This window comes from Pseudomonas sp. MT92, from assembly GCF_058792515.1.
On sequence record NZ_JBXAFA010000012.1, the window covers coordinates 99,299 to 115,706 of the forward strand.

Here is a 16,408-nt window from a genome sequence, read left to right on the forward strand (position 1 = left end):
TCCTTCATGGTGCGCCAGCCACTCGCGCAACGGCGCCAAACCGACATTTCCCTGTCTTTTCCCGACCGGGCACAGCCCTTGCTAAAGACCCTTCAGTAGTCCGCATCTGCCAACCAGAAAAATTCATAAGTTCATGGAGATCGCACAATGAAGCGTCGTAGCTTGATCAAGGCTTTCACACTCTCGGCATCGATTGCCGCGATGGGCTTGACCTGGACCGTCCAGGCCGCCGAGACCATCAAGGTGGGTATTTTGCATTCGTTGTCCGGGACCATGGCGATCTCCGAAACATCGCTCAAAGACATGGCGCTGATGACCATCGACGAAATCAACGCCAAGGGTGGCGTGAACGGCAAGATGCTGGAGCCGGTAGTGGTCGACCCGGCATCGAACTGGCCACTGTTCGCCGAGAAAGGCCGCCAGTTGCTGACCCAGGACAAGGTCGCCGTGGTGTTCGGCTGCTGGACGTCCGTGTCGCGTAAATCGGTATTGCCGGTGTTCGAAGAACTCAACGGCCTGCTGTTCTACCCGGTGCAGTACGAAGGCGAAGAGATGTCGCCGAACGTGTTCTACACCGGCGCCGCGCCAAACCAGCAAGCGATCCCCGCAGTGGAATACCTGATGAGCGAAGAAGGCGGCAGCGCCAAGCGCTACTTCCTGCTCGGCACCGACTACGTCTACCCGCGCACCACCAACAAAATCCTGCGCTCGTTCCTGCATTCCAAAGGCGTGGCGGACAAGGACATCGAAGAGGTCTACACCCCGTTCGGTCACAGCGACTACCAGACCATCGTCGCCAACATCAAGAAATTCTCCGCAGGCGGCAAGACAGCCGTCATCTCCACCGTCAACGGCGACTCCAACGTGCCGTTCTATAAAGAACTGGCCAACCAGGGCCTGAAAGCCACCGACGTACCGGTCGTGGCGTTCTCGGTGGGCGAAGAAGAACTGCGCGGCATCGACACCAAGCCGTTGGTGGGCAACCTCGCGGCGTGGAACTACTTCGAATCGGTGGAGAACCCGGTGAACAAGAAGTTCGTCGCTGACTGGAAAGCCTACGCCAAGAAACACAACCTGCCGGGCGCCGACAAAGCGGTGACCAACGACCCGATGGAAGCCACTTATGTCGGCATCCACATGTGGGCCCAGGCCGCTGAAAAAGCCAAGTCCACCGACGTCGACAAAGTCCGCGAAGCCCTCGCCGGCCAGACCTTCGCTGCGCCGTCCGGCTACACCCTGACCATGGACAAGACCAACCACCACCTGCACAAGCCGGTCATGATCGGCGAGATCCAGGCTGATGGTCAGTTCAACGTGGTCTGGCAGACCGAAGGCCCGATCCGCGCCCAACCGTGGAGCCCGTTCATTCAGGGCAACGACAAGAAGCCGGACTATGCGGTGAAGAGCAACTAAGCCACTGGAGGTCGGGCCCGGGCATTCGGACCCGACACAAATCCCTGTGGGAGCGAGCCTGCTCGCGATGACGGCAGCACATTCAAGATCTCTGTGACTGACCCACCGCTATCGCGAGCAGGCTCGCTCCCACAATGTCCGCGTCAAGGCGACTCTCTATGCCCACTGCCCTTTACCGACTTGTTCTGACCATCGCACTCTTGCTGCCAATGGTTACCTACGCCGGCGACGCCGAAGACTTCGTCGCCGCCAATCCCGTGCAGCAAGCCAAATTGCTGGAAGCCTGGGCCGCGCAGCCCGATCCGGCGCGCATCGAACTGATCAACGCCCTGCAACAAGGTGAGTTGAGCATCGACGGCCAGCCGAAAACCCTGCGCCTGAACAACCGCCTGCGGGGTCTGATCGACACCGCGCTGGCCAGCCATCAACTGCTCGCCGCCGACGCCAAAATCCGTCTCGGTGCCGCGCAGCAATTGCAGAAAAGTGCCAAACCCGCGCAGTTGAAATTCCTCGATCAGCAACTGGCTGGCGAAAAGGACGAAACCGTTCACGCCGCCCTCAGCCTGGTCCTGGCCAATCTGCAACTGGTCGACAGCGCCCCGGCCGTGCGCCTCGCCGCAGTGCGACTGTTGGGCGAAACCGGCGATCCGCTGGCCCGCACCCGCCTCGAAAGTCTGCTGGAACCGGGCGTCGAAACCGATGCCGGCGTGCGCACCGCCGCCGAAACCAGCCTGGCTCAAGTCAAACGCAAACTGCTGGTCGGCGAGTTACTCGGCCAGGCCTTCAGCGGCATGTCACTGGGCTCGATCCTGTTGTTGGCGGCGCTTGGCCTCGCGATCACCTTCGGCCTGCTCGGCGTGATCAACATGGCCCACGGCGAGATGCTGATGCTCGGCGCCTACTCGACCTACGTGGTGCAGTTGATGTTCCAGCGCTTTGCCCCGCAGGCCATCGAGTTCTATCCGCTGATCGCCTTGCCGGTGGCATTTTTCGTCACGGCGGCCATCGGCATGGCCCTGGAGCGCACGGTGATTCGTCACCTGTATGGCCGCCCGCTGGAAACCCTGCTCGCCACCTGGGGCATCAGCCTGATGCTGATTCAGCTTGTTCGATTGGTGTTCGGCGCACAAAACGTCGAAGTGGCCAATCCGGCCTGGCTGTCGGGCGGGATTCAAGTGCTGCCCAATCTGGTGCTGCCGTACAACCGCATCGTCATCATTGCCTTCGCGCTGTTTGTGGTGGTGCTGACCTGGCTGCTGCTGAACAAGACCCGTCTTGGCCTGAACGTGCGTGCGGTCACCCAGAACCGCAACATGGCCGCCTGCTGCGGCGTGCCCACCGGACGCGTGGACATGCTCGCCTTCGGCCTCGGCTCTGGCATCGCCGGCCTCGGTGGCGTGGCCCTGAGCCAGATCGGCAACGTCGGCCCGGACCTGGGCCAGAGCTACATCATCGATTCGTTCCTGGTGGTGGTGCTTGGCGGCGTCGGGCAATTGGCCGGTAGCGTGCTGGCGGCGTTTGGCTTGGGGATTGCCAACAAGATTCTCGAACCGCAAATCGGTGCCGTGCTCGGCAAGATCCTCATCCTCGCGCTGATCATTCTGTTCATCCAGAAACGTCCGCAAGGCCTCTTCGCACTCAAAGGACGGGTGATCGACTGATGAACCAGCCCCTGCTCGTTACCGCCACACAAAAAGCCGGCCCCAAAGTCACGATTGTCGTGGGTGCGGTCATCCTGATCCTGCTGCTGGCGTTGCCGTTGCTGTCGCTGTTATCGGCGGACAGCGCCTTTCACGTTTCGGCCTACACGCTGACGCTGGTGGGCAAGATCCTGTGCTACGCCATCGTCGCCCTGGCGCTGGATCTGGTCTGGGGCTATGCCGGATTGCTGTCGCTCGGCCATGGCTTGTTCTTCGCCCTGGGCGGCTATGCGATGGGCATGTACCTGATGCGCCAGGCTTCGGGCGATGGCCTGCCGGCGTTCATGACCTTCCTGTCGTGGACCGAACTGCCCTGGTTCTGGACCGGCACCAGCAGCTTTCTCTGGACCCTGTGTCTGGTCGTCCTGGCGCCGGGTTTGCTGGCACTGGTGTTCGGTTTCTTCGCCTTCCGTTCGCGGATCAAGGGCGTGTACTTCTCGATCATGACCCAGGCCCTGACCTTCGCCGGCATGCTGTTGTTCTTCCGCAACGAAACCGGGTTTGGCGGCAACAACGGCTTCACCAACTTCCGCACGATCCTCGGCTTCGGCATCACCGAACCGGGCACCCGCGCCGTGCTGTTTTTCGCCACGGTGCTGTTGCTGGTGGCGAGCCTGTTCATTGGCTGGTGCCTGGCGCAGAGCAAGTTCGGCCGAGTACTGACCGCACTGCGCGATGCGGAAAACCGCCTGATGTTCTGCGGCTACGACCCGCGCGGCTTCAAGCTGTTCGTGTGGGTGCTCAGCGCAGTGTTGTGCGGCCTGGCCGGTGCGCTGTACGTGCCGCAAGTGGGCATCATCAACCCCAGTGAAATGTCGCCAACCAACTCCATCGAAGCGGCAGTCTGGGTAGCACTGGGCGGTCGCGGCACGCTGATCGGCCCGCTGCTCGGCGCCGGTGTGGTCAACGGCATGAAGAGCTGGTTCACCGTGGCGTTCCCTGAGTACTGGTTGTTCTTCCTCGGCGCGCTGTTCATCGTCGTGACCCTGTACCTGCCCAAGGGCGTGATCGGTTTGCTGAAGAAGAACGGCGAACAATGAGGATTGTAAAATGAGAACCACTGCGACGGCTGAATTCATGCTCGAACCGGCGTTTTTCCCCGTGGAGCCCAACAAGGACGCCGGCACCAGCCGCGATTCGATCGGCCTCGGTCAGCGCGCCGGCAAAGGCCTCAATACACGGCACGGCACCATCCTGACCCTGGAAGACATCAGCGTCAGCTTCGACGGCTTCCGCGCGTTGAACAACCTGAACCTGTACATCGGCGTCGGCGAGTTGCGCTGCATCATCGGCCCCAACGGCGCGGGCAAGACCACGCTGATGGACGTGATCACCGGAAAGACCCGCCCCAGTCATGGCAAGGCCTGGTTCGGCGAAACCCTGGACCTGACGCAGATGAGCGAAGTGCAGATCGCCCAGGCCGGCATCGGTCGCAAGTTCCAGAAGCCCACGGTGTTCGAGGCACTGAGCGTGTTCGAGAACCTGGAACTGGCGCAGAAAACCGACAAGTCGGTATGGGCCAGCCTGCGGGCGCGGCTCAATGGCGAGCAGAAGGATCGCATCGCCGAAGTGCTCGACACCATCCGCCTGACCCCTTCGGTCAATCGCCCTGCCGGTTTGCTCTCTCACGGCCAGAAGCAGTTCCTGGAAATCGGCATGTTGCTGATGCAGGACCCACAACTGCTGCTGCTCGACGAGCCGGTGGCCGGCATGACCGACGCCGAAACAGAATTCACCGCCGAGCTGTTCAAGCGCCTGGCCGGCAAGCATTCGCTGATGGTGGTGGAACACGACATGGGCTTCGTCGGCTCGATTGCCGACCACGTCACCGTGTTGCACCAGGGCAGCGTGTTGGCCGAAGGATCACTGGAGCAGGTGCAGGCCGATGAACGAGTCATTGAGGTTTATTTGGGTCGGTGAATCGGCCAGCTACAAGCTTTCAGCGACAAGCGGCAAGTTACGAGCGAAAAGCCGTCCGGCTTTTTCTTGCGGCTTGTAGCTTGCCGCTGACAACTGCCCGGAGGGCCCTATGCTGCAAGTCGACAAACTGCACCAGTACTACGGCGGAAGCCACATCCTGCGCGGCCTGACGTTTGACGTGAAGGTCGGCGAGGTCACCTGCCTGCTCGGGCGCAACGGCGTGGGCAAGACCACCCTGCTCAAATGCCTGATGGGCTTGCTGCCGGCCAAAGAGGGCGCGGTGAATTGGGAAGGCAAGCCGATCACCACGTACAAGCCGCATCAACGGGTGCATGCCGGCATCGCTTACGTGCCCCAGGGTCGGGAAATTTTCGGACGCCTGACCGTGGAAGAAAACCTGCTGATGGGCCTGTCGCGCTTTCCCGGCTCCGAAGCCAAAGCAGTCCCGGCGTTCATCTACGAGCTGTTCCCGGTGCTGCTGCAAATGAAGCACCGACGCGGCGGCGACCTGTCCGGTGGCCAACAACAGCAGCTCGCCATCGGCCGCGCCCTGGCCAGCCGCCCGCGCCTTTTGATTCTCGACGAGCCCACCGAAGGCATCCAGCCATCGGTGATCAAGGAGATCGGCGCCGTGATCAAAAAACTCGCAGCCCGCGGTGACATGGCGATTTTGCTGGTGGAACAGTTCTACGACTTCGCCGCCGAACTGGCCGATCAATACCTGGTGATGTCACGGGGCGAGATCGTGCAACAGGGTCGCGGTGAAAATATGGAAGCCGAGGGTGTGCGCGGCCTGGTTACCATCTAAAGTTGCGATCTGATCCGTAGCATCCTAACGATAATTAGACATCATGAATCTACCCGCCTCGCCGTTGTTCACGCCCAGTTGGCATGCCGAACTCGAACTGGCTTACGCCCGTTTCGGTGACAGCACACGTCCGGTGCAGCGCCGCCACCTGGGCCCGTTGCGGGTGCAGAAGCACCTGTACGCCGAAGGGCCGCAGGTCTGCCAGCACATCATCGTCCACCCGCCGGGCGGAATCGCCGGCGGTGATCGCCTGAACATCTCGGCCAGCGTCGGCCGCGATGCCTGGGCACAGATCACCAGCCCCGGCGCGGCCAAGTGGTATCGCGCCGCCGGCCCCGCTTATCAGCAATTGAAATTGCAGATCGCGGCCGGTGCGACACTGGAGTGGTTGCCACAGGAAACGATCATCTTCAGCGCGGCACAGGCTGAACTCAGCACCGCCATCGACCTTGAAGGCGATGCGCGGTTGTTCTACTGGGATGTCGTCGCCCTGGGTCGCCCGGCCAGTGGCGAGCGTTTCGACCTCGGACACTTTCAGGCGCAACTGGATATCCGCCGCGATGGCCAGTTGCTCTGGCACGAACGCCAGCGCATTGTCGGGGCTGACGGTTTGCTCGACTCACCGATTGGCCTGGACGGGCAACCGGTGTTCGCCACCCTGTTGGTGACCGGGGAAATCGATAGCGAGTTGCTGGAACGCTGTCGCTCGTTGCCCCATGCCGTACGCGGGGATCTGACGCAATTGCCGGGGCTGTTGATCGCCCGGTGCCTGGCCAGCGAGGCACTGCTGGCCCGTGGCTGGCTGATTGATTTATGGCGAATGCTCAGGCCTGTGCTGCTCGGCCGTGAAGCGGTCCCACCCCGAATATGGAACACCTGAACACCGACCCCTGTGGGAACTGGCTGGCAAGCCAGCTCCCACAGGGGTCGTGTTTATGTACCCGAATACCTTTTTAATCTGCCCTGATGGATTGCACCAATGGACCTGACCCCACGCGAAAAAGACAAGCTGCTGATCTTCACCGCAGGCCTGGTGGCCGAGCGGCGTTTGGCGCGCGGCGTAAAACTCAATTACCCGGAGGCCATGGCCTACATCTCCGCGGCGCTGCTCGAAGGTGCCCGCGATGGCCAGACCGTGGCCGAGTTGATGCACTACGGCACCACCCTGCTCAGCCGCGAACAAGTGATGGAAGGCATCCCGGAAATGATCCCGGAGATCCAGGTCGAAGCGACTTTTCCCGACGGCACCAAACTGGTCACCGTCCACCAACCGATCGCCTGAGGCCACGCCATGACTTACCACATCCGCGATGCGGTACATGCCGACCTGCCGGCCATCCGCGACATCTACAACGACGCCGTGCTCAACACCACGGCCATCTGGAACGAACAGGCCGTGGACCTGGGCAATCGCCAGGCCTGGTTCAGCGCCCGGCAATCCCAGGGGTACCCGATCCTGGTGATCGTCGACGCCGAAAACCAGGTGCTGGGCTACGCTTCATTCGGCGACTGGCGGCCTTTTGATGGCTTCCGTCACACCGTCGAACACTCGGTTTACGTACGCAGCGACCAGCGTGGCAATGGCCTCGGTGCTCGGTTGATGGAGGTACTGATCGAACGCGCCAAGGGTTGCGGAAAACACGTGATGGTCGCCGCCATCGAAAGCGGCAACACCGCGTCCATTCGCCTGCATGAGCGCATCGGCTTCGTGACCACCGGGCAAATGCCTCAGGTGGGCACCAAGTTCGGGCGCTGGCTGGACCTGACCTTTATGCAATTGACCCTCAATCCTGGCGCCCAACCACCGAGCGCCAACAAGGAGTGATACCCGATGAACCCCGCCCAACTGCGACGCGTCAATGTTGAAAGCTTTGCGCACTATCGTCAGGGTTTGATTGACCTGCTGCTCGACGCCGTGGGCTATGGCGCCAGCGTCGGTTTCATGGCCGACCTGGATGCGACTCAGGCCCGCGCGTATTTCGATGAAGTCCAGGAAAACCTGAACAAGGGCCATGTGCTGCTGTGGGTGGTGGTCAAGGACGAACAAGTGCAGGCCAGCGTGCAACTGACCCTGTGCCAGAAAGCCAACGGCCTGAACCGTGCCGAAGTGCAAAAGCTGCTGGTGCGCGAACACGCGCGGCGTCGAGGGTTGGGCCAACAGTTGATGAATGCTCTTGAGCAAGCGGCCCTGCAGCACAAGCGCGGCATGCTCTACCTCGACACCGAAGCGGGCTCTGTGGCGGAAGATTTCTACAAGGCCCTGGGTTACACCCGTGCCGGCGAAATCCCCGACTACGCCTGCGACCCGAGCGGACGCTACAAGCCGACCGCCCTCTACTACAAGATTCTCCAAGGAGCCCATTGATGATTCCCGGTGAATACCAGATCCAGCCCGGCGACATCGAACTCAACGTTGGCCGCCGCACCCTCAGTTTGAAAGTGGCCAACAGCGGCGACCGGCCGATCCAGGTCGGCTCGCACTACCACTTCTTCGAAACCAACGACGCCCTGACCTTCGACCGTGCCGCCAGCCGAGGCATGCGCCTGAACATTCCCGCCGGCACAGCCGTGCGCTTCGAGCCGGGGCAGAGCCGCGAGGTCGAGCTGGTCGACCTGGCCGGGCATCGGCGGGTGTTCGGGTTTGCCGGCAGGATCATGGGGAGTCTCTGATTAAGGCAGTGTCTGTTCCGGCCCCTTCGCGAGCAGGCTCGCGCCCACAGGAGAATGCGATCAACTGTGTGCGAGCCTGCTCACGAAACTGAGCGCAGCGAACGATTTCAAATTCAATTGAATCTCAAGGCAAACGAATGAAAATCTCCCGTCAGGCCTACGCCGACATGTTCGGCCCTACCGTCGGCGACAAGGTGCGTCTGGCCGACACCGACCTGTGGATCGAAGTGGAAAAAGACTTCACCACCTACGGCGAAGAAGTGAAATTCGGCGGCGGCAAAGTGATCCGCGATGGCCAGGGCCAGAGCCAGTTGCTCGCCGCCGACGTGGTCGACACCCTGATCACCAACGCGCTGATCATCGATCACTGGGGCATCGTCAAGGCTGACGTCGGCCTCAAGGACGGGCGCATCGCCGCGATCGGCAAGGCCGGCAACCCGGATGTCCAGCCCGATGTCACCATTGCCATTGGCGCCGGCACCGAAGTCATCGCCGGCGAAGGCATGATCCTCACCGCCGGCGGCATCGATACCCACATCCACTTCATCTGCCCGCAACAGATCGAAGAAGCGCTGATGAGCGGCGTCACCACCATGATCGGCGGCGGCACCGGCCCGGCCACCGGCACCAATGCCACCACTTGCACTTCCGGCCCATGGCATCTGGCGCGGATGCTTCAAGCCGCCGATGCCTTCCCGATGAACATCGGCCTGACCGGCAAAGGCAACGCCAGCCTGCCGGGGCCGCTGATCGAGCAGGTCAAGGCCGGCGCCATCGGCCTGAAGCTGCACGAGGATTGGGGCACCACGCCCGCGAGCATCGACAACTGCCTGAGTGTCGCCGACCAGTACGACGTGCAGGTGGCGATCCACACCGACACCCTCAACGAATCCGGCTTCGTCGAAACCACCCTCGCCGCCTTCAAGGGTCGCACCATTCACACCTACCACACCGAAGGCGCGGGCGGTGGTCATGCCCCGGACATCATCAAGGCCTGTGGTTTCGCCAACGTACTGCCGAGTTCCACCAACCCGACCCGACCGTTCACCCGCAATACCATCGACGAACACCTGGACATGCTGATGGTCTGCCATCACCTGGACCCGAGCATTGCCGAAGACGTGGCCTTCGCTGAAAGCCGCATCCGCCGCGAGACGATTGCCGCCGAAGACATCCTCCACGACCTCGGCGCGTTCTCGATGATCAGCTCCGACAGCCAGGCCATGGGCCGCGTGGGCGAGGTCATCACCCGCACCTGGCAAACCGCCGACAAGATGAAAAAGCAGCGCGGCCCGCTGCCCGGCGACGGTGAAGGCAACGACAACTTCCGCGCCAAACGCTACATCGCCAAATACACCATCAACCCGGCGATCACCCACGGCATCAGCCATGAAGTGGGCTCGGTGGAAGTCGGGAAATGGGCCGACCTGGTGCTCTGGCGCCCGGCGTTCTTCGGGGTCAAACCGACGCTGATCCTCAAGGGTGGCGCCATCGCCGCCAGCCTGATGGGCGACGCCAACGCTTCGATTCCGACGCCGCAACCGGTGCATTACCGCCCGATGTTCGCCAGCTTTGGCGGCTCGCTGCATGCTACCAGCATGACCTTCATCAGCCAGGCCGCACAGGAGGCCGGCCTGCCCGAAGCCCTGGGCCTGAAGAAAAAAATCGCCGTGGTCAAAGGCTGTCGCCAGGTGCAGAAAACCGACCTGATCCATAACGACTACCTGCCGAACATCGACGTCGACCCGCAGACCTATCAGGTCAAGGCCGACGGCGTGTTGTTGTGGTGTGAGCCGGCGGATGTGTTGCCGATGGCGCAGCGGTATTTCCTGTTCTGAGTGCGAGCCGCTCGTCCAAAGAAAAACCCGATGGCGGTCACCCGCCATCGGGTTTGCTTTTTCTGCCGTAGGCGTCAACAGGCTTAGCTGTAGGCAATGGTCAAAGATTTTGTAGCTCTGATGACAAAACCCTGAAAGCGCTTAAACAAGCCCTGTCGAAATGCGTTTAGCGGACAAAGACGCAACGTTTAGAAACGATGAAAACCCTTGAAAAATCGAGGAAGCATCCGACGCTTTTTTAGGGTTGGCCGTCGGAAGTCAGAGGGGTAGCGTGGCATCTCCAGACCTACCACGGAGACTCACCATGCCCAACGTCACCGACACACCCGCTGGATCAGACGCTCAATGCACTCACGCGAACCTCTGCCCCCCTTCAAAAAAGCTCCACCCCGCCGTCGACCGCGCACTGGACTATTACCTCAAACCCAATATGCCGACGACGGCCGCGACGCGCTCGCCCAGCACCATTTTTGTCGTTGCACCGGACGTCGACAACGAAACGTTATTGGCCCATGCCTGCGAGTCGTTGGCGTCGGCGAGCGTGATGGCGAGTGAGTTTGCCGGGATGCTGGACGGTGCGAACCGCAACGCCATGCTGGCGCTTCAGCAGGTGATCATGCTCAGTGAGCTGGCGGTGAATCGGGTGCTGGATAATCGGGCGTGAACCTCAAAAAGGCTCTGTTCAGTTCAAGACGAACACCGCACCTGTGGCGAGGGCGCTTGCTCCCTCGCCACAGGTTACTGATTGCTCGCTCTACCTCTTAAATGAACGTTCTGGTTCGCGGTTATTGAGCGGGTGGAAGCTCAAGGCGCGTTAACCGGGCTCGTTCGATCGCTTGTTGAGTGATCGATTTCAGCGTCTGCCGGATCTGCCGGTCGATGTCGGTCAACGCCTTGATGTAGTCCTCATCACTCATGACCTGCCCCTCGCTGAAGGCGTTTTCGTCGCGGTTCAACTCGCGACAGAGCGCCTTGATCTCCACCTCAAAAGCCACCTTCGCCGTCGGTTCCACGGCCTCGGAGCGACGCAGCAACGCATCTTGCAACTCCGTGGTCGCGTCGATCTGTCGCTTCAAACTGTCCAGTTCTTTAGCGCTGGAAGACTCCAGCCAGGTGTTCCACAAGGGCTGTTCAAGGATTCGATCCGTGAGCAAGTCGCCTTCCTCCAGCGCCACGATTCGCCGGAACGCCGCGTCGATCATTTCCTTGCTGACCCCGGCAATCTTGCGGAACTGCATGCCCCGGGCCTGCCACGGCAAATCAAGGCGCTGCGCCAGGTCCGTCATGTACGCCAGGTGCACTTCCACTTCATCGATGGTCCCGGTGACATTGCCCTGCCCGTCGAGTCGCCGAAACCGCTCCCCCGCCGCCAATCGTGACGCGACCCGTTGACGAGCGATGGCGCCCAATTCATCGAGCCTGGATTTGCCCTGGGCCAGCTCCAGCAACCGAGTTTCGATCAGGTCCGCGCTGCCCAGGGCGTAGGCCTCGTGAATCAGCACTTGCAGGCCCATGGCGTTGAACAGTTGGGTGCCGCCATCCACGCACTCGGTGGGTGTGGCGGCCTCGTTGAACAACTTGACCCGCAGTTCGCTGTCCTTGGCCATGGCCTCGAGCATGCGCCAGACCTTGGCGGTCAGGTCCGTCTTGTAGGCGCCGCCCGCCGTGAAGTCGGCCGATTGAGTGAGCTTGCGGATTTCATTGAAGAAAGGCACCGAGTCGAACTCATCCTCGACCTCGTTCCAGATTTCCTGTTTTTCCTGCCATTGCCGATCGGTCATGCCCATCCACCAGTCAGAGCTGTCCAGCGTGCCGCGCGGTGGGTACGGTCGCTCCGGGTCCATGCCCACCGATTCAATGTAGGACTTGAGGGTGTCGAGGTTATCCGGCGAAATCCAGCGGGGTTCACGGCTGATCAAGGTGCGCGCCAGCAGTTCGGCGCGAAACGATCCCGGTGCGACCTCCGGGATCCGGGTGATCGGGTTGTGTCGCAGATCGAGGTAAATACTGCGCGGCCGCGACTGGGAAAACAGTCCGACGGGCCAGCTGTCCAGGCCCGTTTCGTTGAGCAAAATGACCTGCAATTGCGGCATCCGGCTGATGTTCGGCGCGAGCTTCAACGGGTTGCCCCGCAAGCCGAGCGAACGCAATTGAACCAGCTTTTTCAGGCGATCCACCGCCAGTGCGTCCAGTTCGATGCGATTTTCATTGAAGGAAAGGTCCGTGAGATGACTCATCTCGTTGATCGCCTCTGGAACGGCGGTCAGCAGGTTGTCCTGCAGGTTGAGATAACGCACCCGGCGAAACGAGCGGAGAAACCCCAGGTGCTCGTTGCGCAACTCGCCGCTGCGCACGCTCAGACTGGTGACGTGATCGAAGTTGGCCTCCAGTTTCGGCAGCGTCTCAAGCAGCCGACGGATCAGAGGAAAATCGTCGAGCTGCAGCCATTGCGTGTGCGCCGCACCTGCCACTTGCACGCCCTCGGGCCCGCTGCGCTGCCAGCATTGCCGGATCGCCTTGTAGAAGCGCTCCCGGGCGCGCAATTCGGCAATCCCTGACGGCGTGAAACGGAAGGACGCCGTCGGTGAAGTCATCCAGTTTTGCATCGTCCGGTTCAATTGATCGAACTCGGCCTCCAGCGCGGTCAGCCTTTCATGGGCCGAACCACCGTTCTGAGTGAACTCGGTCAACAGCGTTTCAACCTCTTGCGCAGTGAAACCCGGATACAGCGAACGAGCCCGGCGCCGCAATCCCATGCCGCGCGGGACCTGTGCATAACCTGGCATTCCGCCGCGCAAGCGCATGACGCTCGGGTCGTAGGACGGCTTGAGGACCGGGTTGTCCCGCAGGACCGGTTCGAACACGGATCGATCCAGCGGCCGTGCCTTTATCGCTTGCTCAAGTCCCGCTGCATCATGGATTTCATAACCCAGGGCTACGCGCTGTTGGTCGGGCAATGCGTGCAGCACGGCGGCATAAAGCGTGTCCGCGCCGTGCAGATGTTGATCGAGCGCATCCCGGGCTTCATATCGGCCATCCTCGCCCAGAATCAGCACCTTGCGGATCGGCGCGTCCTCCGGGCCAAGACTGTCGCGCAACGTGCCCGAAGATGAATATTCACGAATCTCCAGACGCAGGTCCGCAGGCCAGCCAGGCAGGGCTGCCAGGGAGTGCAGCTGCAGTCGCTCGGTGTCGGTGTTGTGCAATTCGTCGAGGTACAGGCCCTCATACGCTCGCGCCACCCTGAGCTGGTGCGCCGCTTCCCGGGCCTGTTGGGAAAGCCTCAAGGGCACGCGTTTTTTCTCGGCCAGATGCCGCAGGTCCGAAGGGTCTGCGTGATCCAGAAGCGCTTGCGCCACGCTGGTCGACAGCGAGGACTCGTCGCCCTTGAGCAAATTCAATCGGGCATCGTCCGTACCCTCCCGGCGCTCGTACAACTTGTCGAACAAACGCCTTTTACTGCCTCGTGCCTGATCGGCCAGACGATCGCGCAACGCCTTGACACGCGCCTTTGAATTCCCGAAAAACCACTGCCCCAGCATTTCGCGCAGGGCCTGTTCATCCAAGAACCCGACCACGCGCTCAGGCAAGCCACCGGCCAACAAATCCTGCCAGGTCATTTGCAAGGTGTCGGCCGGCAACGCGTCGGCATAGCCCTCCTTGATCGCCGCCCCCGACAGGCCCGGCCCCTCGAACACTTCGATGGCCTTGCCCTCGGGCCAGCCTGGCAGTTCCGTCATGAAGCGCACGGCATAATCGCCCCAATCCTGGCCGACTCGATTGGCCTGAATCTGTTCCGCACAGGCCTCGGCGTCGGCGTATGCCCTGAAGCGCTTGAGGGTATCGGTCAGCAGCGCGGGCGGGGTTTCGTGTTCCACGTGCAGCCGGCGCAATGCATCTTCGTGAACGCCACTGACGGTCAGGATCTGCTCCAGGGTTTGATCCGTGAATCCATCCACCGAGGCGCCCAAACGCTGGAGCAATTGACGCCGATCCCACTCCAGGGGTTGATCCAGCTCCGTCTTCCACAGGCCCGCGCCGTTGTGTTCCAGCAAGGGTTGATAGGCGTCTGCACGGGTTGGGTGTTGCAGGCGATGCTGGCCCGTGTCCGGGTCCTGTTTGACTTCATAGCATTTTTCGTCGATGCGCAGCAGGTCCCGATCCTGATGCCGGTACAAGCCTTTTTCACCGACGACGCCCTCCTTGGGCACGGTGAGCGATTGCTCATAGGGCGTCAGATCCGGATTCCACAACCGCTGCTTGCCCGCGACCTCCACAGGCTTGAGCCCTTCGACGAAGGGCGAGACCTTGAGCGGTGTCAACTGGCCGCTTGGCAATGCATGACCGGCGCTCATCAGCGCCAGCTGTGCAAAGTTGATCAGCACGCCATTGAAGTAGGCAGAGGCCTCTTCCTTGTCGCCTTTGCTCCAGTCTTCGATACCTTCGGCTACCTCGGCGAGCATCTGCGCAATCATGATGCCGAGCATCGCTTCGCCCACGCCGGGCACCAGCATCGCGGCGAAATTGAACAGGTTCCAGCCGATGTCCAGGTAACTGGTCAGGCGCTTGAAGCGGGCGTTGGCGTCCTCGTCGTCGGTCGGCACCGCGATGCGTCGGGCATCGGCGATGGCCTTGTCGCGGCGCTGCACGAACAGTGTCGCCCACAGATCGCCGGTGATCTGATTGGTAATGGGTTCCGCATCGGGATTCTCCACCGCCGTTTCGCGCCACCACGGCCCCATGTCCAGCGGCTCGCGTTGCTGCCAGGTAAACGTCTTGAGGCGCTCGTTGACCCGGTGGAAAAACAGCCCTTTGTCCTTTTGCGCCACGAACCGGCTGAAAAAGGCCTGGTACTCAGCGTCGCGCAGCTGTCCGATCAGGGTTTTCATGAACTCGGTCAGCGACGAGTATTCCTTGAGAGGATGCTCCGGATCATCCGGAACATAGACGATCAAGTGGCCGGACAAACGACTCTGATGGTAGACGTCGTCCCGGCGCAGAAGCTCATCGCTGAGACCCTGGGGCCCATTGGCAAAAAACGCCTGCAGCAGTTTGAACCGCTCGTACTCTGTTCCGGGCAATACCGGGATACGCTGCGACCATTCGCTCCAGAACTTCAACAACTCAGGGGTCAAGGCATCGATCGCCTGCTTGATCTGCGACGGATCACTCACGGCGCTGAACAGCACGATGCCCGTCAACCGAAAGCCCATCAGCGACAATCGGTGGCACTGCAACGGTCGATCGTACAGCGTGGTATTGGCCTGGCCCTCGCATATTTGCCTGAGCTTGCCGTAGGCATGGTCGCTGATATCGCCCTTCAATCGCGCGACCAGTGACGCCAGCTGAAACGTGGCTTTTTCACTGGCCACGGATTGGTCCTGCAAGGCGCTCCGGGCTTTGGCTGTTGCGGGCAGCAGGACGGATGTGATGTGCCGCTGGTACTGTCCGCCAAGGTCGAGGCTGCGGCACATCGATGCAAACCCGGACAAGGAAATCGCGGGCTCAAGCGCAAGAGCGCCACGCTCATCCTTGCGATAGATGCCGGAGTTGCTGCGCCAGGCGTCCTCGGTGGTTTCAGATTCCTCGAAATTGTGCAGCGCCGCCTCCAGCAACGAGGACTGCCGAACGCGACTGGCCCCGGCATCAATGACAAGGCCAATTTTGCTGGGCACTTCAAGTTGTACGCTGAGCCCGTCGATGCCTTTGACGTTTTTGAAATTCGATTGCATTGCCGTGCGCAGCAGTGGCTCGGCGAAGGCATTGATGTCGTGCTGCAAATCGCCCAGGGTCTTGTCCAGTACGCCTTGCAGACGCCCCTGTTCTTCAATCAATTCCTTCAGGTATTGGCGGTCTGTTTCCCGTGCACTGCTATACCACTCGGGGGGCAATGGCCTGAGCGTTTCAAGGCTTTCCAGTCTCGACATCGAGGCCTTTTTGATCGCCTCAGGTATTACCGCGAGTACACGACGGTAATAAACCCCATTATTTTGCGCGGGGGTTGCCCGCACGTTGCTTCCATGCAAATCAGACACTGTTCAATCACCTTGATGACAGGA

13 protein-coding genes are annotated in these 16,408 nt (G+C 61.2%); 12 read left to right on the forward strand and 1 reads right to left on the reverse strand.

Annotated elements, in window-relative coordinates; all coding sequences use genetic code 11:
* Positions 1-147 precede the first annotated feature (147 nt).
* The 12 genes from urtA to AC1Q6D_RS21995 all read left to right on the forward strand — a co-directional run bounded on the left by urtA (position 148) and on the right by AC1Q6D_RS21995 (position 11,013).
* Positions 148-1,413: an urea ABC transporter substrate-binding protein gene (gene urtA, locus AC1Q6D_RS21940; RefSeq protein ID WP_103403283.1), complete on the forward strand. Its 1,266-nt coding sequence runs from the start codon at positions 148-150 to the stop codon at positions 1,411-1,413.
* A gap of 158 nt (positions 1,414-1,571) precedes the next feature.
* Complete coding sequence (urtB, locus tag AC1Q6D_RS21945) at positions 1,572-3,074, forward strand: urea ABC transporter permease subunit UrtB (protein WP_103403284.1); 1,503 nt, start codon at positions 1,572-1,574, stop codon at positions 3,072-3,074.
* Positions 3,074-4,153: an urea ABC transporter permease subunit UrtC gene (gene urtC / locus AC1Q6D_RS21950; protein ID WP_103403285.1), complete on the forward strand. Its 1,080-nt coding sequence runs from the start codon at positions 3,074-3,076 to the stop codon at positions 4,151-4,153. The genes urtB and urtC overlap by 1 nt, the downstream gene beginning before the upstream one ends.
* Positions 4,154-4,163: 10 nt before the next feature.
* Positions 4,164-5,033, forward strand: coding sequence for an urea ABC transporter ATP-binding protein UrtD (gene urtD / locus AC1Q6D_RS21955; RefSeq protein ID WP_103403286.1), 870 nt, complete (start codon positions 4,164-4,166; stop codon positions 5,031-5,033).
* Between the two features lie 109 nt (positions 5,034-5,142).
* The gene (urtE, locus tag AC1Q6D_RS21960) at positions 5,143-5,841 is read left to right on the forward strand and encodes an urea ABC transporter ATP-binding subunit UrtE (protein ID WP_103403287.1); all 699 of its coding nucleotides are present in this window, start codon (positions 5,143-5,145) and stop codon (positions 5,839-5,841) included.
* 43 nt (positions 5,842-5,884) lie between these two features.
* Positions 5,885-6,721 (forward strand): urease accessory protein UreD, encoded by an 837-nt coding sequence (locus AC1Q6D_RS21965; RefSeq protein WP_103403288.1) that lies wholly within the window; start codon positions 5,885-5,887, stop codon positions 6,719-6,721.
* 99 nt (positions 6,722-6,820) lie between these two features.
* A complete protein-coding gene (gene ureA, locus AC1Q6D_RS21970) occupies positions 6,821-7,123 on the forward strand; it encodes an urease subunit gamma (RefSeq protein ID WP_007937143.1) in 303 nt (100 codons plus the stop codon).
* A gap of 9 nt (positions 7,124-7,132) precedes the next feature.
* Complete coding sequence (locus AC1Q6D_RS21975) at positions 7,133-7,666, forward strand: GNAT family N-acetyltransferase (protein ID WP_103403289.1); 534 nt, start codon at positions 7,133-7,135, stop codon at positions 7,664-7,666.
* A 6-nt stretch (positions 7,667-7,672) separates the two neighbouring features.
* Positions 7,673-8,206 carry a GNAT family N-acetyltransferase gene (locus AC1Q6D_RS21980; protein WP_047536889.1) on the forward strand — a complete coding sequence of 178 codons (534 nt, stop codon included), beginning with the start codon at positions 7,673-7,675 and terminating at the stop codon, positions 8,204-8,206.
* On the forward strand, positions 8,206-8,511 hold the full coding sequence (locus tag AC1Q6D_RS21985) for an urease subunit beta (RefSeq protein WP_103403290.1): 306 nt from the start codon (positions 8,206-8,208) through the stop codon (positions 8,509-8,511). Before AC1Q6D_RS21980 ends, AC1Q6D_RS21985 begins: the two co-directional genes overlap by 1 nt.
* A 137-nt stretch (positions 8,512-8,648) precedes the next feature.
* Positions 8,649-10,349 (forward strand): urease subunit alpha, encoded by a 1,701-nt coding sequence (gene ureC / locus AC1Q6D_RS21990; RefSeq protein WP_090465358.1) that lies wholly within the window; start codon positions 8,649-8,651, stop codon positions 10,347-10,349.
* A gap of 304 nt (positions 10,350-10,653) precedes the next feature.
* Entirely contained in the window at positions 10,654-11,013 is a 360-nt protein-coding gene (locus AC1Q6D_RS21995) for a DUF6124 family protein (RefSeq protein WP_103403291.1), read from the forward strand.
* Positions 11,014-11,134: 121 nt separating this feature from the next.
* Here AC1Q6D_RS21995 and AC1Q6D_RS22000 read toward each other — a convergent pair whose 3' ends face one another.
* A complete protein-coding gene (locus AC1Q6D_RS22000) occupies positions 11,135-16,276 on the reverse strand; it encodes a dermonecrotic toxin domain-containing protein (protein WP_259334669.1) in 5,142 nt (1,713 codons plus the stop codon).
* Between the last annotated feature and the right edge of the window lie 132 nt (positions 16,277-16,408).

Excerpts from the sequence above, each read along its gene's own strand:
- ureC (WP_090465358.1), top strand. The coding sequence starts at position 8,649 with ATGAAAATCTCCCGTCAGGCCTACGCCGACATGTTCGGCCCTACCGTC.
- AC1Q6D_RS21965 (WP_103403288.1), top strand. The coding sequence starts at position 5,885 with ATGAATCTACCCGCCTCGCCGTTGTTCACGCCCAGTTGGCATGCCGAA.
- AC1Q6D_RS21975 (WP_103403289.1), top strand. The coding sequence starts at position 7,133 with ATGACTTACCACATCCGCGATGCGGTACATGCCGACCTGCCGGCCATC.
- AC1Q6D_RS21985 (WP_103403290.1), top strand. The coding sequence starts at position 8,206 with ATGATTCCCGGTGAATACCAGATCCAGCCCGGCGACATCGAACTCAAC.
- urtB (WP_103403284.1), top strand. The coding sequence starts at position 1,572 with ATGCCCACTGCCCTTTACCGACTTGTTCTGACCATCGCACTCTTGCTG.
- AC1Q6D_RS21980 (WP_047536889.1), top strand. The coding sequence starts at position 7,673 with ATGAACCCCGCCCAACTGCGACGCGTCAATGTTGAAAGCTTTGCGCAC.
- urtC (WP_103403285.1), top strand. The coding sequence starts at position 3,074 with ATGAACCAGCCCCTGCTCGTTACCGCCACACAAAAAGCCGGCCCCAAA.
- ureA (WP_007937143.1), top strand. The coding sequence starts at position 6,821 with ATGGACCTGACCCCACGCGAAAAAGACAAGCTGCTGATCTTCACCGCA.
- urtE (WP_103403287.1), top strand. The coding sequence starts at position 5,143 with ATGCTGCAAGTCGACAAACTGCACCAGTACTACGGCGGAAGCCACATC.
- urtD (WP_103403286.1), top strand. The coding sequence starts at position 4,164 with ATGAGAACCACTGCGACGGCTGAATTCATGCTCGAACCGGCGTTTTTC.
- AC1Q6D_RS21995 (WP_103403291.1), top strand. The coding sequence starts at position 10,654 with ATGCCCAACGTCACCGACACACCCGCTGGATCAGACGCTCAATGCACT.
- AC1Q6D_RS22000 (WP_259334669.1), bottom strand. The coding sequence starts at position 16,276 with ATGTCGAGACTGGAAAGCCTTGAAACGCTCAGGCCATTGCCCCCCGAG.
- urtA (WP_103403283.1), top strand. The coding sequence starts at position 148 with ATGAAGCGTCGTAGCTTGATCAAGGCTTTCACACTCTCGGCATCGATT.